Here is an 18453-nt window from a genome sequence, read left to right on the forward strand (position 1 = left end):
CCCTTCACGATGCGGTTTCAAGGACGGGGGGAGGCGCCGGCTCGGACACGGCGGGGTGTTCGACCGGGCCGGTGATGAGGCGGGTGCCCTGGCGCAGCGTCAGGTAAGCCCAGAACCACTCCACCGCGACGCCGACGCGGTTGCGCATGCCCGACAGGAACAGCACGTGCACCGCGCCCCACAGCCACCACGCGGCCGCTCCGGTCAGGCGCACCCGGCCGAAATCAGCGACCGCCGCCTTGCGCCCGATGGTCGCCAGACTGCCGGCGTGACGGTAGCGGAAGGGACCGGGGGCCGGACGCCCCGCGATGCGCGCGGCGATGACCGCGGCGACGTAGGCGCCGCCCTGCTTGGCGGCCGGGGCGAGGCCGGGGACCGGCTGGCCGTCCCAGCCGTTCGAGGCCGCGGTGTCGCCGATGGCGTAGACGCCGGGCACACCGGTGACGGACAGGTCCGGCCCGACCTTGACGCGCCCGGCGCCGTCGGGGGAGGCACCCAGCCACCGCGCGGCGGGGGAGGCCATGACGCCGGCCGCCCAGAACACGGTGCGCGCCGCGATGCGCCGGCCGGAGACGACGACGCCCGCGGCGTCCACCGCCTCCACCCGACTGCCGGTCATGACGCGCACGCCGAGCGCCTCCAGGGATGCCGAGGCGCTGGCCGACAGCGGCTCAGGGAAGGTCGGCAGCACGCGGGGGCCGGACTGCACCAGCAGGATCTGCGCCTCGGCCGGGTCGATGGCGCGGAACTCGCCCGCCAGCCCGTGCCGGGCCAACTCGGCGATGGCGCCGGCCAACTCGACGCCGGTCGGACCGCCACCGACGATGACGAAGCTCAGCAGGGCGCGGCGCTCGCCCGGATCGGTGGCGTTCTCCGCCTCCTCGAAGGCGAGCAACAGGCGGCGGCGGATCTCGGTGCCGTCCTCGACGCTCTTCAGGCCGGGGGCGAGGGGCTCCCATTCCTCGCGGCCGAAATAGCCGTGCCGGGCGCCGGTCGCGAGCACGAGGTGGTCGTAGGGCACGCGACGCCCGTCGGCCAGCAGCACCGCGCGGGTGGCCGTGTCCACACCGGTGACGTCGCCCAGCAGGACGCGGGCGTTTGGCTGGTCACGCAGGAGGCTGCGGATCGGTGTGGCGATGTCGGCCGGCGACAGGCCGGCGGTCGCCACCTGATAAAGCAGCGGCTGGAACAGGTGGTGGTTGCGCCGATCGATCAGCGTGACGCGGCAGTCCGTCCGCGCCAGTCCGCGCACCGCCGCCAGCCCGCCGAAGCCGCCGCCGACCACCACGACGCGTGGCGCGTCCTGCGACGGTGCCGGCGCGATGCCGGCCAGCCGCGGGAAGCGGCGGCGCACGATGGCGGCGAAGGCATGGTCCAGCGACAGCATCCCCGGCCCGCACAGCACGATCAGGCCCAGCAGCATCAGCCAGTAGAGGTGGTCGATGTGGTGCTGGTAGGTGGCGTCGATGACCAGCGTCATGCCGATCAGCGGCAGTGCCGCGAGCCGGGTGCCGAGGCCGGCGACCAGCAGCACCGGGCAGGTCAGCTCGAACGCCGTGGACAGCAGCGCGGCCAGCTCCGGCGGCAGCAGCGGCACCGCGTATTCCGACTGGAACAGCAGGATCGTGGTGTCGAAATCGGCGATCTTGGTCAGACCGGAGCGAAAGAACACCCCGGCGATCCAGACCCGCAGGAGGAGCAGCACCGGCGGCCCAGCGATCCGCGTCACGCCGGCGAGCAGCCGCGCTCCGGCCTGCGCGAAGGGCAAGGCGCTGCCCGGAAGGCCGCGCGCCAGCCGGCGGTCGAGCGACAGCGGCCCGGCGCCCATGGCGACGTACCACGCCAGCAGCACGGCCTGGAACAGATGCTGGTCGAGCGGCAGGTAGACGCTGTAGGTGACCAGCGCCAACGCCAGCAGCGCCAGCGCCCCGGCGCGGGTGACGAGGCCGAGCGCGAGCAGCGGCGGGCCGATCAGTTCCACCGTCGCGCCGAGGACAGCGGCGATCACCGGGTCGAGCCAGGACACCGGGTATTCGGTGCGGGCGAGGAACAGCGCCTGCTCCCAGTCGTGCAGCTTGACGATGCCGGACACCCAGAAGGTCTGGGCGAGCCACAGGCGGATCAGCAGGTCGAACGCCGGCCATGCCGCCCGCTGCGCCGCGCGCAGCAGGTCGAGCGCGCGCTCGGCGCGGTGCAGGGGTCGGTCAATCATGGGCGCGGTCCTGTCGCAGGGGGTGGGCGAGGACGTAGGCGTGCCCGTCCGGGTCGCGGGCCATGAGCGCCTTGCCGAGGCCGAGGCGGCCGTCCGGCAGGGCGACGATGCCGGACGACACCAGCCGGTGCCGGGCCACGTCGTTTGGGGCAAGGTCGTCGGTCAGCAGCGTGACCTGCTCGTGCCAGAGGTCGTTGGCGCGGATACGGGCGCCGAAGACGCCGGTCAGTGCCTCGACCTCCGGCCCGGCAACCTCCGCGTCCGACACGGGGCGGAAGTCGAGCACGTCGCGGTAGAAGGCGAGCGAGCGGTCCATGTCGGACACCGTGATGCCCACGGCCTCCACCGCCCGTACCGTCTGCGCCATGACCGAGGCGCTCAGCATCAGCACGGCGAAACCGATCAGGACGACGACCGGGAGGAAGGGACGGGATGGCCTCATGCCACACCTCCCGCCGCGCCGAGGCGGTCCATCAGGTGGTCGCCGACGCGCATCGCGTTGGCGATGATGGTCAGCGTCGGGTTCACCGCAGCGCTGGAGGGGAAGAAGCTGGCGTCGACGACGTACAGGTTGTCCAGGTCGTGCGCCTTGCAGTTGACGTCGAGCGCCGAGGTGCCGGGGTCGTGGCCGAAACGGATCGTGCCGTTCTGGTGGCCGGTGCCGGCAATGGGGATGCGCTTGCCGAAATAGGCCTCGCGCGGGACCAGCGTGCGCTCGCAGCCGATGCGGCTCAGCAGGGCCTTCAGCCTGGCGGTCAGCCGTTCGTGCGCCTCGACGTTGTTGGGCGTGTAGCGCAGCGTGATCCGGCCGTCGCGGCCGACCTCCACCCGGTTGTCGGGATCGGGCAGATCCTCCGAGGTCAGCCAGAAATCGAGCGCGCGCGTCGCCAGCGTGTCGGCGGCGAAGCCCGGCAGCAGGCCGTGGCTCTCGGCGGCGAACATGGCGGCGTCGGTCTTGCCGAGCATCTGGATGTGGCCCAGCGGGTGGTCCCAGTCGTCGGCGCCGAAATAGAAGTCGTTGATGCCCAGCGTCTTCTGGAAGCGCGTCGGGTTGGGCCGGCGCGACACCGCGATGAGCGCCGAGTTCAGGTGACACATGTAGTGCCGCCCGACCACGCCCGAGCCGTTGGCGAGCCCCTCCGGATGCCGGTCGCTGGCCGAGCGCAGCAGCAGCGCGGCCGAGTTGATGGCGCCCGCCGACACGACGACGATGTCGCCTCGGTAGGTCTCCTCGACGCCGTTCCGGCGCACCACGACGCCGGTGACGGCGTGGCCGGACGGGCCGGTCTCCAGCCGCTCCACACAGGCGCCGGTCAGGAGCGTGACGTTGGCGTTCTCGACCGCCGGGGCGACGCAGGTGACGTGCGCGTCCGCCTTGCCCTGCACCAGGCAGGGGAAGCCGTCGCAGGTCGAACAGCGTACACAGTCGCTGCGGTGCGGCCGGGCTTCGTCCAGGCGGATGCCGACCGGCAGCGGGAACGGCCGGTGGCCGGCGCGCGTCAGGTCGTCCGACAGTTCCTGGATGCGGGGCTCGTGGCTGACCGGCGGATGGGGGTAGGGATCGGCGCAGGGCGGTTCGGTTGGATCGCTGCCGCGCAGGCCGTGCACGCTGTAGAGCCGCTCGGCCCTGGTGTAGTAGGGCGCGAGGTCGGCGTAGGAGATCGGCCAGGGCGGCGACACGCCTCCCTTGTGGTGCAGCGTGCCGAAATCCCGCTCGCGCAGGCGCAGCAGCACGGCGCCATAGAACTTGGTGTTGCCGCCGACGCAGTAGTGGGTGCCGGGTTGGAACGGGCGGCCGTCCTTGTCGTACCAGGTCTCGCCCGCCTTGTACTTGCCGTCCACCACGACGGCTTTGGAATCCCAGTTGTCGCGTTCGCGCGGCAGATAGTCACCGCGCTCCAGCAGCAGGATGCGTTTGCCGGTCGGCGCAAGGTGGTGGGCCAGCGTGCCGCCGCCCGCCCCGGTGCCGACGATGATCACGTCGTAGCGTTCAGTGGACATGGATTTTCTCCAGGGCGGGGGCCGGCGCGGCGCGATGGCCGCAGAAGAGGCAGGGGTGGCGCGGGTCGTGGTCGAGCTTGGCGCAGGGGACCGGGCGCCTCAGGCGGCGGTGCGCCTCGGCGGCCAGCAGCATCCCCAGCGGCGGGGCGACCGCGTAGATCCAGGCGTGCGTCCACACCCCGCCGGTGACCGCCGAGGCCAGCGTGCGCGCCGGGTTGATGCTCATGCCCGACAGCGGCGCGGCGGCGGTGATGAAGAGCGCCACCAGCCCCCCGGCGCACAGCCCGGTGAAGCGCATCCAGCGCGGGTGCGCCGCGGTGGCCAGCACCGTCGCCATCAGCATGAAGGCCATCAGCGCCTCGACCGCGAAGGCCGCTGCCGGACCGGCCGGGCCGGGCACGGTGGCGATGGCCGAGAGCGGCGGCAGGGTGAACCTCCCGCCCAGCGTTGCTGCCACCAGCCACGCCCCGGCGATGCCGCCCAGGCACTGGAACGCCACGTAGAAGGCGGCGTCGGCCGGCTTGACCTTGCCGAGGCGCAGGAAGGTCAGCGTGACCGCCGGGTTGATGTGCGCGCCCGACCGCCGGCCCCAGGGGGAGTGGATGATCGCCACCGCGGTCAGCCCCATGGCTGCCCCCATCAGCGCCCGCCGGCCGAGGCCGGACGGCAGCGCGTGGCGGACCGGCGAGGCGGGATGCTCCAGCAGCGTGGCGACGAGGCCGGCGGACAGCATGAAGAGGCCGAGGCCGGCCGCCTCCATCAGATACTCCGGCCAATGTTCGCGGAAGGTGTGCGGCATGGCTCAGCCTCCCGCCTCGAAGCCGGGGTAAAGCGTCATGCCGCCGTCCACGAACAGCGTCGTGCCGGTGACGTAATCGGCGGCGTCCGACGCCAGCCACGTCACCGCCGCCGCGATGTCCTCCGGCTCGCCGATGCGCTTGTAGGGGATGAGCGTCATCAGCGACGCGTAGGCTTCCGGCGTGTCCCAGGCCGCGCGGTTGATGGGGGTGCGGATGGCGCCGGGGGCGACGCCGACGACGCGGATGCGGTCGCCCGCCAGTTCCTGCGCCAGCGTCTTCATCATCAGCATGACGCCGCCCTTGGAGGCCGCGTAGTTCACGTGCCCGGCCCACGGGATGACCTCGTGCACCGAGCTGACGCAGACGATCTTGCCGAGTGCGCGCGAGACCTCCGGCCGCGGCCCGCGGCGTTTGAATTCGCGCACGGCGGCGCGGGCGCAGAGGAACTGGCCGGTGAGGTTCACGCCGATCACCCGGTTCCACTGCTCCAGCGTCATCGCCTCGACCGGCGCGTCCTGCTGGAGGCCGGCGTTGTTGACCAGGATGTCCAGCGTTCCGAACGCGGTGAGGGTGCGGGCGAACATCGCCTCCACCTCGTCCTCGCGCGACACGTCGGCCTGCACCGCGACGGCGCGCACGCCCAGGGCGCGGAACTCCGCCGCCGCGGCTTCCGCCGCGGTCTCGCCGCGGGCGTAATTGACCGCGACGTCGGCGCCGGCCTCGGCCAGGGCGCGCGCCACGGCGCGCCCGATGCCCGAACTGGCCCCGGTGACCAGCGCCTTTTGCCCGTGCAGCGGGCGCACGCCGTCCCTCGCCGGCCCGCGCTCGGGCCGTCCGAAATCGCCTTCCATGGTCTGTCTCCTGAGTGGGCCTTGCGGGGGCGTTGCCCCGGCAAGGGGGAACCTATGCGGCTCCGGTCGCGGCTGTGAAATGCCGGCTGTCTTTGCTTTCCATAGCGTCCGGCTATGGCAGCAGCTGCACGACCGGCGACACCGCCATGAGCACGAGGACGAACGTCGCGGCCCACCGCTCGGCCCGCGACCAGCGCGCCCAGTCGCGCGAGAAGCTGTGCAGGTCCTTGCGCATGGATGCTGGGGTGGGGGACGGGGGCGTCTTCGGGGTGTCGGCGTCGGTCATGGCATCCTCCTCGGGCGTCCGGCCGCTCCGTTGCCGGTTGTGGGGTGCCCTCACGCTAGGCCCGCGCCGGGGGCGTCGTGAAATCGCAAGAATCGATTGTTTCGATGCGCGGCGGCTATGTCCATGCACGGCCGCTATCGAGGCAATGCCGCATATCGATTTCACTCCGCAAAACAACCGCGCTTATCGTCCAGCCACAAGCTCGGGAGGTCAACGTCATCCTCCGGACGAGCGGGAGCAAACGCAATCAATGGAGTTCACAATGTCGTTCCATCGTCTTGTCGCCGTCGCGGCCTTCTCCTTCGCAGCCCTGGCGTCTTCGGGCAGCTTTGCGCAAACCATTGCGCATTCATCCATGAGCTTCCCGAATCAGCTCGCCCAGACCAAGGAGGCCGCGCGCAACTTCAACAGCGCCACCCTCGACCGTACCGAGCGCTACGAGGTGGACAAGTACATCGCCCAGGCGGAGTCGCTGTACGGCCTCGGGTCGGAGAAGAAGGCCAAGGAGTTCCTGGATGTGGCCCGTGGCCGGCTGCGCCTGTCGATCATGCCCTCGGACATGCGGCTGGCCGCCAACGTCAACGACCACCTCCACTCCCCGCACTGACGGCGTCTGTCGCCAGACACGAAGGAGGCTCGCCAGGCACCGGGCGAGCCTCTTTTCGCATGTTCGTCACGGCGGTCCGCAGGTCAGATGACGCGGTAGACGCTCCAGCGCGCCGTGCCCGAGACGACGTAGGGCTCGAGATCCCGGCTCTCCGCTCCTCCTGTTATTCGGGCTCGCACGCACCACAACGAAACCGACCTCGGTGCCGGCGGCTAGACACGTTCGGCGGCGTTGCTGATGCCGAGCAGCGACACCTGCCGGTGGGCCGCGCTCAACTGCGCCAGTGTTGCCGACATCAGCAGGCGCGCGCGGTCGGCGCGCCGCAGCAGTGCCGCCGTCATCGCGTCGGCCGAACACCGATGACGGTCGTCAAGCACGACGCCGATCATGTCGCCAGGCCCGGCAAAGCCGGTGATCCGCCGACGCCCGTCCGGCATCAGCTTGTACAGGCGCACCATGCCTTCAACGACGATATACTCCCGTCCGCCGGGTCGCCTTCCGAAACGATCAGCTGATCGCGGCGCACGCGCACCGTCTCCGAAACAGGGGCCAGCACGTCGTGAGCGCAAGCAGGTCCTGCGGGTGCGGTGGTGAACATCCCGGCACCCTCACAGCGGCTTGAGGCCGATCCACCGGAACAGCGCACCGGAACTCGCCCAGCCCGTCAGCATGACGAAGGCGACACCGATGCCGTGCGAGATCAGCACCATCAGCGAGGAGTTCAGGTGATGGAAGAGGCTCAACCCCGCCGCCGAGAACGCCGCCACGCTCAGCGCGCCGAGCAGGATGGTCGGACCCGGGCACACCGGCCCCGCGTGCCGCACCATGAGCAGCAAGGTGAGCCCCAGCGGAACGCTCGTGAAGACGATGGTCTCGAAGCAGCCGACGCTCAGGCCGACCTCCAGGCCATCGGCGCCGTAACGGAGCCAGTCGTTGAGGCAGCCGACGCCCAGCGTCGCCAGCCACAGCATCACCGCCGGCACCGGCAGCAGCGCCCAGCGCACGCTCCGCCCTGGGATGCTCACGTGGAAGGTGGCGACCGCCGCGAGCAGGCCGGTGGACAGCGACGCCAGCCATTCGATCACCACCGCCGGCCGGCTGAACTCGTCGATCAAGTCCGGCCGCAGGCCATGGGACAGGACGAGGCCGCTGACGATGGCGAACGCGGCCAGCAGCCAGAGCCCCACGCGGATCATCGGCGGCCGCAGGGGCTGGATCGCATGGGCGTCCGCTCCCAGCTTCGCAATGAGTTCGTCGGTCGTCGCCATGTTACCGCTTCCGGCTCGGTTCGAGGATCCGTTGCAGCGCCTTGATCGCGCGGTGGCAGGAGACCTTGAGCGCCCCGATGGACTGGCCGCTCGCCTCCGACGCCTCCTTCAACGACATCTCGCGCAACTTGAGTAAGACCACCGCCTGGCGCTGTCCATCCGGCAGTTCGCCAACGGCCTTGCGAACATCCAGGTAGTGTATCTTCCTGTCTGGTAGATTCACCTCATCGTCGGCAAAGGTTACAGCGTCGTCTTCGAGGGCCACCTCATGCGCGACCATGCGCGTGTGCTGCCGGAGGCGGTTGATCAGGCGCCGCTTGGCGATGGTCACCAGCCAGGGGCCGAACGGAAGCCTTGGGTCGTAGGTGTGGCGGATGCCGTGGATGGTGAGCAGGATGTCCTGCACGGCGTCCTCGGTGGCGTCCTGGGTGGGCACGTAGCGCCGCGCCAGCGACCGCAGGTACGGGCTGATCTCGCCAAGCAGGCGGACGTAGGCGGCCTTGTCGCCGGCCTGGGCCTTGGCCATGAGCGCGCTCCAGCGCTGCCCTTCCGGCACGTCATCGCGGGCGGCGCTGCGGCTGGACCGGGTGTCGGACATGTCGTGCTACCCTCCGGTGACGCTCATGCGCCGCTGCGGCGCGGCGTGTCGGCCTGCGCGGCCCGGGGCGAAGTCGTGGCCGGCCGGCTTGCGGGCGACGGCGTCGCGCACGGCCTCCTCCAGCCGCTCATCGTCGCCCTGGCGCAGCGGCGTGCGCAGGTCGGCGGCGTCCTCCCGGCCCAGGCAAAGGCAGAGCATGCCGGTGCAGGTCAGCCGCACGCGGTTGCAGCTCTCGCAGAAGCTGTGCGTGAGCGGCGTGATGAAGCCGATCCGGCCGCCGGTCTCCGTGACGCGGACATAGCGCGCGGGCCCCCCGGTGCGATGGTCGGTGTCCTCCAGCGTCCAGCGCATCTCCAACTCGGAGCGCACCCGGGACAACGGCAGGTATTGCTCCGAACACGGAGCGCCGCCGAGCGGCATCACCTCGATGAAGGTGAGGTCGAAGCCGCGCTCGCCGCACCACTCCACCATCCGGTGGACCTCGTCGTCGTTGACGCCCCTGAGCGCCACGGCGTTGATCTTGATGCGCAGGCCGGCGTCCACGGCGGCATCGATGCCGCCCAGGACCTTGTCCAGCCGACCCCAGCGGGTGATGGCCCGGAACTTGTGCGGGTCCAGCGTGTCCAGCGAGACGTTGACGCGCTTCACGCCCGCTTCCGCCAGCCCCGCGGCGTGCTTGAACAGCATCGAGCCGTTGGTGGTCAGCGTCAGCTCGTCGAGGGCGCCGGAGCGCAGATGCCGGCCGAGCGAACGCACGAGGTCCATGATGCCGGGGCGGACCAGCGGCTCGCCGCCGGTGAGGCGCAGCTTGCGGGTGCCGAGCTTGACGAAAACCGAGGCGAGACGGTCGATCTCCTCCAGCGTCAGCACCTCGGCCTTGGGCAGGAAGCCGGCGTCCTCGGCCATGCAGTAGACGCAGCGGAAGCCGCAGCGGTCGGTCACCGACAGGCGCAGGTAACGGATCGTGCGGCCGAAGGAATCGGTGAGCGGAAGAGGGCGCACGGGCATGGCGGGTCTCGCTCCCATTGCCGGTCCGGGCGCTCCCGGCGGGGTGCCGCCAGGAGCGCAGGGTGGATCATTGAGCGAGAGCCGTCATCAGGTCCGCCGGGGTCTGGATCGTCCCCAGCAGGATCGGGTTGCCCCAGCGCGTGTGGTATTTGTTCTCCGGCACCTGCATCAGCGACAGCGCCAGGCCGTTGAACGCCTCCAGGTCGTTGGTCTCGAAGTAGGTGATGAAGTCGGTGTCGTCGAGGCCGGTCGAGTGGTACAGCTTGCGCTTGACGTTGCCGAGGTAGGCGAGCGTCGGCTGGGTGTGCGTCTCGATCTCCTTCAGGCGGCCTTCCGCCTTCATGTTCCACCACTCGGCGCTCTTTTTGATCGGCACGACGATGGCGAAGCGCGGGGCGTCGCCCTGGTAGGCGGCGGAGGTCAGCGCGCCGTTCAGTTCGGCCGACTTGTCCTTGGTGATGTAGTTCAGCGGCTTGGTGAAGCCGAGCAGCGCCTCGACCTCGTCGGCGTTGCGGCCGAGCGTGGTGGCGCGGAAGTCGCGCAGGAACATCTGCGTCTTGGCGAGGTCGTAGGCGTGGATGCGCAGGAAGAAGTCGGACGACGCCTTCAGTCCGCGCGTCAGGTAGGTGTCGACCAGCACGTTGTCCTTGTGCTTCTCGATGACCCCGCGGGCCTCCGTGGCGGCGTCGCGGCGCTCGTTGGCGGTCAGCCGGTTCCATTCCGGCCGCAGCTTGAAGACCGTGACCGCGCCGAAGACGTGCGGTTCGCTGAGAATCTTGGCCCGGTCGATCATCATCGGCGCGGCCATCGCCGGCTGCGCCATGGGCTGCGGCGCCATCGCCGGTGCCGCGCCCGCCGGCTGCGCCATGGGCGGCTGGGCCATCGGCTGCTGCGCCAGCGCCACGCTCGCCGTCATGCCGAGAGCCGCGGCAAAAACCAACCCCTGCACAAACATCTTGGTCTTCATGGGAGTACCCTCTTCTTCCTTCCGCTGATGGATGAGGCGGGGTCTTTCCGGCGGTCTTCCGCGGCGCTCACCGCGTCCGCAAGCCGTTCCGGAGACCCCTGCCGATTGGTGTTTCCCGACCGGCCGCTATGGCTTGGTCTCGGCGGCGGTCTGCGCCTTGGGCGCCTTTTCTTCCTCGTACAGGGCGGAGATGTCCTTGTGCGCGATGCCCTTGTGGCAGTCGATGCAGGTCTCGCCCTTCTTCTGCGCCCCCTGGTGCCGGCGCCACGCCGTCGCCTTCTGCGCATCCTTCGACATGCCCTCGAAGGAGTGGCAGTTCCGGCATTCGCGGGAGTCGGTCGCCTTCATGGTGGCCCACACCCGCTGGGCCATTTCGAGGCGGTGCGTCTCGAACTTCTCCGGCGTGTCCACCGTGCCCATCACCTTGTGGAACAGCTCGTTGGACGCCTGGATCTTGCGCATCATCTTGTGTCCCCAGTCCTTGGGGACATGGCAGTCCGGGCAGGTCGCGCGGACGCCGGTGCGGTTCTCGAAGTGAACGGTCTGGGTGTATTCCTTGTAGACCGTGTTGCGCATCTCGTGGCAGGAGATGCAGAACTCCAGCGTGTTCGTCGCCTCCATCGCGGTGTTGAAGCCGCCCCAGAACACGATGCCGGCGGCGAACAGCAGCCCGGCCAGGCCGACGGACACGCCGGCGAGGCGCCAGCTCAGGAGCGTCCTCATGACCGGGGCTCCTGCCCGCGCAGACCGTCGAGGTCGCGCTCGGCGTAGACGCGCGCGATGGCGGCGAGCGACCGGTAGAAGACGAAGGGCACCTTCTCGGTGACCTGGCTCTCGAACTTCGGCAGCCACGTGGTCAGGTGCCGTTCCAGGAAGTCGCGCTGGGCCAGCACGTAGGGGTCGGCGGACAGCCCCTCCTCGTGCGCCTGCGACTGCTTGGCGGCCAGGAACTGCATGAACTCCAGCTCGGCCGTGAGGCTGTCCTCGAGATCCCGTTCGTCCTGGTTGATGTCGAGCCCGAAGTGCTTGTAGAAGCCGCGCAGCTCCAGCAGGATCCGCGCCTTCTGCACGCCCGGCAGGTACGACCCCTCGTAGAGCGGGATGCTCGGCGACGGGGCGTTGGTCTGGAAGGCCCGCAGGTACTCGTTCTCGAACGTCGGCAGGTCGGTGCCCGCCTCGGCCAGGGCGTTGACCCGGAAGCGGAAGTCGTCCACCGCGGCCGGCAGGCCGATGGTGAGGTTGTCCAGGAAGGCCTGGACGAACGAGCCGTTGCGGATCAGCTCGAAGGTTTCGTCGTCCGGGTAGCGGAAGCCCACGGCCAGCAGTCCGTAGACGTTGCTGCGTGCGGCCGCCTTGAGAGCCGGCGTGTCCATGATGTCTCTCCTTGCGCACCAGGTCCGATGGGGCGGAGCCCAGGTCCGATGGGGCGGAGCGTCACTCCGGCTCCTTGGCGTCCTTCTGGAACTCGGCGCGCAGCGCCGGCTCGTCGCCCTGGAAGACCCCGGTCAGCTTGAAGTGGTCGTGCACGCCCGCGCCCTTGCCCGATTTGCGGACCGCCTTGTCGAAGTCGAAGGCGTACTTCGCGTCCACGGCCGGGGTGAAGGGGGTGAACGGCGCCTTGGCGTGCGGCCACGGCGAACCCTGGTAGTTGAGGTGGCAGCGCGCGCAGGCCGTCTGGTAGTCGAAGTTCTGCCCGGCCGCGACGACCACGCTGCGCGGCGTGCGCTCGGATTGCTTCTTCAGGCGGTTCTCGGCGTTGCCGTGCTCCTGGCGGAACTGGCTGCCGGCGCCGTGGCAGGATTCGCAGGTCACCGCGCCGAGCGACTTCGCCTGGGCGGCGGTCATGTCGGCCGTGTAGCCGCCGGGCTGGCCGTAGCCGGTCGTGTGGCACGATAGGCAGTCGGCCTCCTTGGTGTAGTCCTTGGCCGGGTCGAGGCCGGCCTTGGTCTTGGCCTCGGCCTTGACCGTCGGCTTCAGGGACTCCAGGGACTTGACGTGGACCGTCTTCTCCCAGGACTCGCCCTGGAGATCGTGGCACTTCGTGCACACCTTGGCGCCTTCGAACTGCGGCGCCTCGGCCAGCGCCGGACCGGCGGCGACCGCCACGGCGATGGAAAAGAGCAGGGTGAACAGTCGATTCATTGCGGTCATCGCTCCGGTGTGTCGGGGAAAGCGAAGCGGGCGGTGCCCGCTTCGATCCGTCACCATGCTCAGGTCAGGGGCGAGATCATCATGTCGGCGCTGCGGTGGCCGATCAGCACGGCCATCAGGTCCGACGGCGCGTTGTTCATCCGCTTGGCGCGCTCCTCGCGCAGCGTGGCGGTGGCGCGCTGGACGTCGGCACCGAACAGCTTCACCAGATAGGACATCGGGATCTTCGGCTCGCTGCCGATGTTGCCCTTGTCGTCCTCGACCATCGGGCCGAACGCCGGCGGGATGTAGAACACGTTGGGCTCGGTGCCCTTCTCCGGGTAGAGCGGCAGCGCGACCTTCCAGGTCTTCACCAGCTTGTGCACGGAGCTGTTGGCGTCGTCGATGAAGCCGACGTGCATGGCCCGGCCGACGCACTGCGCCACGCAGGCGGTGGCTACCCCCTTCTCGATGCGCGGGAAGCAGCCGATGCACTTGTTGGCCTTCTGCGCGATCTGGTTGAAGTAGGGCTTGGCGTAGGGACAGGCCTGCACGCATTCCTGCGCGCCCTTGCACTGCTCGGTGTTGATGACGACGATGCCGTCGGCGGCGCGCTTGTAGATCGCGTCGTTCGGGCAGGCCTCCAGGCAGGCCGGCTTGGTGCAGTGGTTGCACATGCGCGGCAGGTAGAAATAGTAGTTGTTGGGGAACTCGCCCGCCCCCTGGTCCTCGTCCCAGTTCGGGCCGCTGCGGGCGGTCGGGCTCGGGCGCACGCGGTCCTTGCCGCCCTCGAACAGGCGGGCCTGGTAGTCGAAGTTGAAGGGCACGCCGTACTCCATCAGCGTCGGCCTGCGGCCCTTCTGCAGCTCGCCGTTCTTGAAGCCGCCGCCCTTGTCGGCCCAGTTCGCCGGATAGCCGGTGCCCGGCGCCGTCTCGACGTTGCGCCAGTACATGAAGTCCTGCCCCGGCCCGCTCGTCCACAGGCGCTTGCAGGCCACCGTGCAGGTCTGGCAGCCGATGCACTTGTTGAGGTCGACGACGAACGTGAGCTGACGCTCCGGCTTGGTCTGCATTTCTTTTGCCATGGTCGTATTCCTTCGCCACGCATCCTGGTCGTCGCGTCCGGCGGCCGCTGCGACGGCCGCCGGCGCGGGTGGGCTCGCCGTCCGTCAGACCGGGACGGCCCCGGTGTAGCGGCGGATCTCGACGCGCACGTCGCGCTGCGTTCCGCCGGGGCCGTAGTAGTTCGGCCGGAACAGCAGGTGCCCGTAGTTGCCGACCAGGTGGGTGGGGGTGATGCGGATCGGACAGACGCTCTGCGTGCTGCCCTCGATGAGGTCCATGTAGAGTTCCGGCGTGTGGGCCATGGTGACGCGGCCCGCCGGTTCGCCGGCGCGGATCTTGACGCGGCAGACGATCCGCCCGTGGTCGTTCCACACCTCCGCCCAGTCGTTGTCCTTGAGCCCGCGCAGGGCGGCCTCCGACGGCGGCATCTCGACGACCGGGCCGCCGCGCTGCAGGCGCAGCATCAGGACGTTGTCCTTCCAGGTCGAGTGGATGGCGTAGCGGCTGTGCGGCGTGTTGAAGCGCAGCGGGTACTTGTCGGCGTCGATGGGCGCCTTATAGACCGGCAGCTCGACGCCCATCTCGAAGAAGGTCTCGTGGTCGATGTAGAACTGCTGGCGGCCGGTCAGCGTCGGCCACGGCTTCTTGTCCGCCACGAAGAACTTGAACGGCGTGTACGGCACGCCCTCCTCCATGGCGGAGGTCCAGTTGGCCTTGAAGCGCTGTGGGCCCTTCTCGCGGATCATGTCCAGCGTGATGCCCTTGGTCTGTGGCGCGCTGTCCAGGATGAACTGCGCCGCCTGGACGTCGGTGACCAGCTTGCCGTCCGCCGTCTGCTGGGCGTACAGGGTGGACAGGTCGCGCGCCCACTTGAACTGCTCGTCGTAGTACTTGGTGAAACCCTTGGCGACCGCCACCTCCTGCACCTTGCGGGCGAGCAGCGCGAAGATTTCCCAGTCCGTCTTCGAATCCCACAGCGGCGGGATGGCCGGCTCGGTCATGTGGACGAAGGTGTGCTCCTCCGTCATGCTGAGGTCGGTCTTCTCGTACCAGTGCGCCGAGGGCAGCACGACGTCGGAGTACAGCGCCGTCGAGTCCATGCGGACGTTGATGTCGACGATGAGGTCGAGCTTCGGCCACAGGTTGCGCAGGACGTATTTCTGCCCCTTGGCCTGGTTCAGGAAGTTGCCGCGGTAGACGATGAAGACCTTGGGGTCCAGGCCGTCGCGCGGGTACATCGGCATCTGGCGCGTGGCGAGGCTCTTGCGCAGGTGCTTCGCCGTGTCGATCTTCTCGCTCTCCATGCCGTCGTAGGCTTCGCCGTGCACGGCGGACCAGATGGTGGTCTGGCAGAAGCGCTGCTTGGCCGGGGTCTGCGGGAAGGACAGCGCCAGCACGCCGGGCACCGCCACCGGCTTCCACTGGCCGATGTAGTGATTGACGCCGCCGCCGTTGACGCCCTCGCCGTTGGTCAGCGCCGACAGGACGTGGAAGCAGCGCAGCAGGACGTCGCTGTAGTACCAGTGGTTGGTGCCGCCGCCGCTGATGATCATCGCCGGCTTCGCCGTGGCGTAGTCCTTGGCGATCTGCACGATGGTCTTCGGATTGACGCCGGTGATGGCGGCGACCTTCTCGGGGCTGTACTCCTTGAGGATCCGCTCCTTGTAGCCGGCGAAGACCGGACGGACGTCGACCATGGAGCCGTCCTTCAGCTTCACCTTGAAGGTACCCTCCAGCGCCGGGTCGAGGGCGCCGAGGTCCAGGTAGCCCTTCGGGAAGGTGAGCGTGTTGCGGCCAAGGTACGCCGGCTGGACCTGCGGCTTGTCTTCCGGCTGGTCGGCCCAGCTGCCCTTCATGAGGACGGGCTGCTTGGTCTTCATGTCCCAGCTGTAGAACTTGGCGTCCGACCCCTCGTCGACCATGTCGGCTTCGCGCAGGAAGCGCTTGGTGTCGGCGCGGACAAGGAACGGGAAGTCGGTCTGCTCCTTCAGGTGATGCGGGTCGAACAGCCCGTCCCGGATGATGACGTGCACCATGCCCAGCGCCAGAGCGGCGTCGGTGCCCGGCTTCGGGTGCACCCAGAGATCGGCCTTGATGGTCGATTGGTTGTAGTCCGGCGAGATGCTGACGATCTTCGTGCCGTTGTACTGCGCCTCGGACAGGAAGTGCGCGTCCGGAATGCGGGTGGAGGTCGGGTTGGCGCCCCACAGCAGGATGTAGCGGGCGTTGAACCAGTCGGCCGTCTCGCAGGTGTCGCCCTGCACGCCGCAGGTCTGCGTCTGGCCGGTGGGGTGGTCGCCGTACCAGTCGAAAAAGGTGTGCGTGTGGCCGCCGATCAGGTGCGCGAAGCGGTGGCCGGCCGCGAAGGACACCGGCGCCACCGCCGGCACCGGCGAATAGACGCTGATGCAATCGGGCGCGTGGTTCTGGATGGTATCGACGATCCGCGTCGCGATCAGTTCGAGCGCCTCGTCCCAGGTGGCGCGGCGCCACTTGCCCTCGCCGCGCTCGCCGGTGCGGATCAGCGGGTATTTCAGGCGGTGCGGGCCGTACTGGTAGTCGGTGGCGCACTCGCCCTTCTGGCAGCCGCGCGGGTTGTACTCGGGAATGCCCTTGAGCGTGGGCACGTCCTTCGTCTGCTCCTCGCGCAGCACCACGCCGTCCTTGGCGTACACAAAGTGTGGACAGGAGCCGGTGCAGTTGATGAGGTGCGCGCCGCGCGTCTTCTTGTCCCACGACCATTGCATGCGGTGGAAATTCTCCCAGCCGCTGTAGTCGTGCTGCTTCATCGGGTCTTGCGTCGCGGCGAGCGTCTTGAGAGCGAGAGGCCCGTTGAACAGGGCTCCCACCGACAGCGCTCCAGCCATCTTCAGCAAGTGTCTACGGGTCGTTTCCGGCATGACAGGCTCTCCACCGGTTGCACTCTCGGGGTCGCTGCTGGGAGATTCACTGAGCCCGGCAAAAAGTTACGGGCCAAAGTGAGGTCGATGGAAAATTTTTCCCCAATCTGGCAAGCAGATGCGCGAGATTCCGCGCGGGATCGGCAAATCTATAGCGTTCACATGCTGCAACAATTCGCGGCATGCGTTGGGTGTTTTGGGAAGTGTGCTGCTTAAATGACCGGTTACGCCATCATAGGTGTGACGATGTCTTTCCCCGACAAGCCTTTACCGGCCAGTGGGTGTGGGCAGCTTCATGGTCCTTCGATCGCTAACGATCCTAGGGATGCCGTATGGCGGCAGCATTGACAAGGATCAAATTTTGATTTCGATCAAGCGGGTCACTAATATTTTCCGAGCCTATTGATCAACAATTCAACCATATAAGATATCCATATTTCTTTGTGCATTGCAGCAAAACGAAGGTTTTCAGGGCATCGAAGGCCGACACACATGGGAAGGCGTTACTGAACGCCCAGTGCGCAAGATCCGAGATCCTCACGATCTCTGCGACAATTTGTCCGCCAGCCTGCCCCGCGCGAAGCATGCGGAAATCAAAAGGCTTCAATTTTGTGACGCTTTGTAGACACGAATCCCTTAATTATTTCCGCTTGCCGCATAATTTTGAATCATAAAAGCTTCAGCGTCAGACCCATAGTCTACCATTCATTTCTTCGGGCAAGTTGTCCAGAAAATGACATACGCCGGGTCCACCGCGCCGAGCGCAGCTTCCAGCTGCCCCGGAGGGTGGATCAGGCTGCAGGTCCCCCAATTGCGACGACGCGCGTCGGCGGTGGTCTCGACCACATGCCCGCATTCGAGCGTCGACAAGGCACGCGCCCCGTGCCGGCCGGCCTGACGTGCGGGTGGCGTGCTGACCGTGATGCGTCGTTGCGGAGGCAGGGGCAGAGACATGATCGGTTCCGGGCGGCATTGACGGCAGCGGTGCGGCCGGACCATCCGGGGCACGGTGCGCTACCGCTGTTGGGTACCCGTCTATGCCGCCGGTTCCAGCAGTGCTCCCTCCGCGATGGCGTGGGTGGCGGCGACGCCGAGGGCGCCACGCGCCGGCAACTGGTCGTTCAGGCCACCGCCGAGCAGCCGTGCCATGCGGTTCCGGCGCACGGCCCACAGCAGGCGCGTGTCCGGCGCCTGTTCGCGCAGGGTCAGCAGATCGAGCACGGCGTTCATCGCCGAGTGCCCGGAGCCAACCACCAGCGTCGCCACGCTGGCGTAGGTCCCGCGCTCCCCGTTCAGCACGTCCGGGATGCCGTAGGCGATGCGGTCGGCCGCGGCACGCTCACCGGGAACCGGCAGACCGTCGGCACCCATCGGATTCGGGGTGAACCAGGTGCCGGAGGCGTCGATCACCGCGCGCGCCAGGGTGCTCCGTTCCGTCGCGGTCGCGCCAGCTCACCACGAGCGGGGCATCGGCGCGGCCGGGCGTCGTCAGCTTGTCGACGCCGGACCGGGTGATGCCCAGCACCTCGGCATCGAGACGGAGGTGCGGCGCGATGCCGGGATGGGCGGCCAGCGGCTCCAGGTAGTCGCGCACGATCTCGCCGCCGGTGGGCAGCGCCTCGTCATCCGGTGCGGTCCAGCCCGCCGCCTCCAGCAGCGTGCGGGCGGCGGCGTCGATGTTGTAGCGCCACGGCGAGAAGACGCGGACGTGCGCCCACGCCCGCAGCGAGGCGCCGACCGCCGGGCCGCGCTCGAAGAGG

General features: G+C 68.7%; 19 protein-coding genes and 1 pseudogene. 1 reads left to right on the top strand and 19 read right to left on the bottom strand.

What is annotated here, in order from left to right; genetic code table 11:
- Positions 1 to 4: 4 nt before the first annotated feature.
- The 6 genes from TSO221_RS25780 to TSO221_RS35640 all read right to left on the bottom strand — a co-directional run bounded on the left by TSO221_RS25780 (position 5) and on the right by TSO221_RS35640 (position 6150).
- Positions 5 to 2212, bottom strand: coding sequence for an FAD-dependent oxidoreductase (locus tag TSO221_RS25780; protein WP_109121368.1), 2208 nt, complete (start codon positions 2210 to 2212; stop codon positions 5 to 7).
- Entirely contained in the window at positions 2205 to 2654 is a 450-nt protein-coding gene (locus TSO221_RS25785; RefSeq protein ID WP_109121369.1) for a VOC family protein, read from the bottom strand. Before TSO221_RS25785 ends, TSO221_RS25780 begins: the two co-directional genes overlap by 8 nt.
- Positions 2651 to 4213, bottom strand: a complete 1563-nt coding sequence (locus tag TSO221_RS25790; RefSeq protein WP_109121370.1) for a GMC family oxidoreductase — start codon at positions 4211 to 4213, stop codon at positions 2651 to 2653. The genes TSO221_RS25785 and TSO221_RS25790 overlap by 4 nt, the downstream gene beginning before the upstream one ends.
- Positions 4203 to 5012, bottom strand: coding sequence for an aquaporin (locus tag TSO221_RS25795; protein WP_109121371.1), 810 nt, complete (start codon positions 5010 to 5012; stop codon positions 4203 to 4205). Before TSO221_RS25795 ends, TSO221_RS25790 begins: the two co-directional genes overlap by 11 nt.
- Before the next feature lie 3 nt (positions 5013 to 5015).
- Positions 5016 to 5864, bottom strand: coding sequence for an SDR family oxidoreductase (locus TSO221_RS25800; RefSeq protein ID WP_109121372.1), 849 nt, complete (start codon positions 5862 to 5864; stop codon positions 5016 to 5018).
- Positions 5865 to 5976: 112 nt separating this feature from the next.
- Positions 5977 to 6150 (bottom strand): hypothetical protein, encoded by a 174-nt coding sequence (locus tag TSO221_RS35640; protein WP_158284213.1) that lies wholly within the window; start codon positions 6148 to 6150, stop codon positions 5977 to 5979.
- A gap of 355 nt (positions 6151 to 6505) precedes the next feature.
- On the opposite strand from TSO221_RS35640, the gene TSO221_RS25805 reads away from it, so the two are divergent.
- Entirely contained in the window at positions 6506 to 6757 is a 252-nt protein-coding gene (locus tag TSO221_RS25805) for a hypothetical protein (RefSeq protein ID WP_109121373.1), read from the top strand.
- A gap of 212 nt (positions 6758 to 6969) precedes the next feature.
- Here TSO221_RS25805 and TSO221_RS25810 read toward each other — a convergent pair whose 3' ends face one another.
- The 13 genes and pseudogenes from TSO221_RS25810 to TSO221_RS36100 form a co-directional block, all read right to left on the bottom strand.
- Complete coding sequence (locus TSO221_RS25810; protein WP_282187827.1) at positions 6970 to 7326, bottom strand: cyclic nucleotide-binding domain-containing protein; 357 nt, start codon at positions 7324 to 7326, stop codon at positions 6970 to 6972.
- Positions 7327 to 7365: 39 nt separating this feature from the next.
- A complete protein-coding gene (locus TSO221_RS25815) occupies positions 7366 to 8025 on the bottom strand; it encodes an NrsF family protein (RefSeq protein WP_109121375.1) in 660 nt (219 codons plus the stop codon).
- A gap of 1 nt (position 8026) precedes the next feature.
- Entirely contained in the window at positions 8027 to 8623 is a 597-nt protein-coding gene (locus TSO221_RS25820) for a sigma-70 family RNA polymerase sigma factor (protein WP_109121376.1), read from the bottom strand.
- Positions 8624 to 8629: 6 nt separating this feature from the next.
- Complete coding sequence (gene moaA, locus TSO221_RS25825) at positions 8630 to 9631, bottom strand: GTP 3',8-cyclase MoaA (RefSeq protein WP_247878277.1); 1002 nt, start codon at positions 9629 to 9631, stop codon at positions 8630 to 8632.
- Positions 9632 to 9698: 67 nt separating this feature from the next.
- On the bottom strand, positions 9699 to 10598 hold the full coding sequence (locus tag TSO221_RS25830; protein ID WP_199229632.1) for a chlorite dismutase family protein: 900 nt from the start codon (positions 10596 to 10598) through the stop codon (positions 9699 to 9701).
- Positions 10599 to 10724: 126 nt separating this feature from the next.
- Complete coding sequence (locus TSO221_RS25835; protein ID WP_109121378.1) at positions 10725 to 11321, bottom strand: NapC/NirT family cytochrome c; 597 nt, start codon at positions 11319 to 11321, stop codon at positions 10725 to 10727.
- The gene (locus TSO221_RS25840; RefSeq protein ID WP_109121379.1) at positions 11318 to 11971 is read right to left on the bottom strand and encodes a molecular chaperone TorD family protein; all 654 of its coding nucleotides are present in this window, start codon (positions 11969 to 11971) and stop codon (positions 11318 to 11320) included. The genes TSO221_RS25835 and TSO221_RS25840 overlap by 4 nt, the downstream gene beginning before the upstream one ends.
- A gap of 61 nt (positions 11972 to 12032) precedes the next feature.
- Positions 12033 to 12740, bottom strand: a complete 708-nt coding sequence (locus TSO221_RS25845) for a cytochrome c family protein (protein ID WP_109121380.1) — start codon at positions 12738 to 12740, stop codon at positions 12033 to 12035.
- Between the two features lie 68 nt (positions 12741 to 12808).
- A complete protein-coding gene (locus TSO221_RS25850) occupies positions 12809 to 13813 on the bottom strand; it encodes a 4Fe-4S dicluster domain-containing protein (protein WP_109121381.1) in 1005 nt (334 codons plus the stop codon).
- An 84-nt stretch (positions 13814 to 13897) separates the two neighbouring features.
- Positions 13898 to 16693, bottom strand: a complete 2796-nt coding sequence (locus TSO221_RS25855) for a molybdopterin-dependent oxidoreductase (RefSeq protein ID WP_109121382.1) — start codon at positions 16691 to 16693, stop codon at positions 13898 to 13900.
- A gap of 705 nt (positions 16694 to 17398) precedes the next feature.
- The gene (locus TSO221_RS35145; RefSeq protein ID WP_146208908.1) at positions 17399 to 17647 is read right to left on the bottom strand and encodes a hypothetical protein; all 249 of its coding nucleotides are present in this window, start codon (positions 17645 to 17647) and stop codon (positions 17399 to 17401) included.
- Positions 17648 to 17728: 81 nt separating this feature from the next.
- Positions 17729 to 18064, bottom strand: a complete 336-nt coding sequence (locus tag TSO221_RS36095) for a hypothetical protein (RefSeq protein WP_199229634.1) — start codon at positions 18062 to 18064, stop codon at positions 17729 to 17731.
- Positions 18033 to 18453: pseudogene (locus TSO221_RS36100) on the bottom strand (hypothetical protein); the annotation flags it as partial. The gene TSO221_RS36095 and the pseudogene TSO221_RS36100, both read right to left, overlap by 32 nt.

Origin of the sequence: Azospirillum sp. TSO22-1 (assembly GCF_003116015.1) — a bacterium.
In the GTDB taxonomy this organism is placed as follows: Bacteria; Pseudomonadota; Alphaproteobacteria; order Azospirillales; family Azospirillaceae; genus Azospirillum.

Excerpts from the sequence above, each read along its gene's own strand:
- TSO221_RS25780 (WP_109121368.1), bottom strand. The coding sequence starts at position 2,212 with ATGATTGACCGACCCCTGCACCGCGCCGAGCGCGCGCTCGACCTGCTG.
- TSO221_RS25785 (WP_109121369.1), bottom strand. The coding sequence starts at position 2,654 with ATGAGGCCATCCCGTCCCTTCCTCCCGGTCGTCGTCCTGATCGGTTTC.
- TSO221_RS25790 (WP_109121370.1), bottom strand. The coding sequence starts at position 4,213 with ATGTCCACTGAACGCTACGACGTGATCATCGTCGGCACCGGGGCGGGC.
- TSO221_RS25795 (WP_109121371.1), bottom strand. The coding sequence starts at position 5,012 with ATGCCGCACACCTTCCGCGAACATTGGCCGGAGTATCTGATGGAGGCG.
- TSO221_RS25800 (WP_109121372.1), bottom strand. The coding sequence starts at position 5,864 with ATGGAAGGCGATTTCGGACGGCCCGAGCGCGGGCCGGCGAGGGACGGC.
- TSO221_RS35640 (WP_158284213.1), bottom strand. The coding sequence starts at position 6,150 with ATGACCGACGCCGACACCCCGAAGACGCCCCCGTCCCCCACCCCAGCA.
- TSO221_RS25805 (WP_109121373.1), top strand. The coding sequence starts at position 6,506 with ATGAGCTTCCCGAATCAGCTCGCCCAGACCAAGGAGGCCGCGCGCAAC.
- TSO221_RS25815 (WP_109121375.1), bottom strand. The coding sequence starts at position 8,025 with ATGGCGACGACCGACGAACTCATTGCGAAGCTGGGAGCGGACGCCCAT.
- TSO221_RS25820 (WP_109121376.1), bottom strand. The coding sequence starts at position 8,623 with ATGTCCGACACCCGGTCCAGCCGCAGCGCCGCCCGCGATGACGTGCCG.
- moaA (WP_247878277.1), bottom strand. The coding sequence starts at position 9,631 with ATGCCCGTGCGCCCTCTTCCGCTCACCGATTCCTTCGGCCGCACGATC.
- TSO221_RS25830 (WP_199229632.1), bottom strand. The coding sequence starts at position 10,598 with ATGAAGACCAAGATGTTTGTGCAGGGGTTGGTTTTTGCCGCGGCTCTC.
- TSO221_RS25835 (WP_109121378.1), bottom strand. The coding sequence starts at position 11,321 with ATGAGGACGCTCCTGAGCTGGCGCCTCGCCGGCGTGTCCGTCGGCCTG.
- TSO221_RS25840 (WP_109121379.1), bottom strand. The coding sequence starts at position 11,971 with ATGGACACGCCGGCTCTCAAGGCGGCCGCACGCAGCAACGTCTACGGA.
- TSO221_RS25845 (WP_109121380.1), bottom strand. The coding sequence starts at position 12,740 with ATGAATCGACTGTTCACCCTGCTCTTTTCCATCGCCGTGGCGGTCGCC.
- TSO221_RS25850 (WP_109121381.1), bottom strand. The coding sequence starts at position 13,813 with ATGGCAAAAGAAATGCAGACCAAGCCGGAGCGTCAGCTCACGTTCGTC.
- TSO221_RS25855 (WP_109121382.1), bottom strand. The coding sequence starts at position 16,693 with ATGCCGGAAACGACCCGTAGACACTTGCTGAAGATGGCTGGAGCGCTG.
- TSO221_RS35145 (WP_146208908.1), bottom strand. The coding sequence starts at position 17,647 with ATGTCTCTGCCCCTGCCTCCGCAACGACGCATCACGGTCAGCACGCCA.
- TSO221_RS36095 (WP_199229634.1), bottom strand. The coding sequence starts at position 18,064 with ATGGGTGCCGACGGTCTGCCGGTTCCCGGTGAGCGTGCCGCGGCCGAC.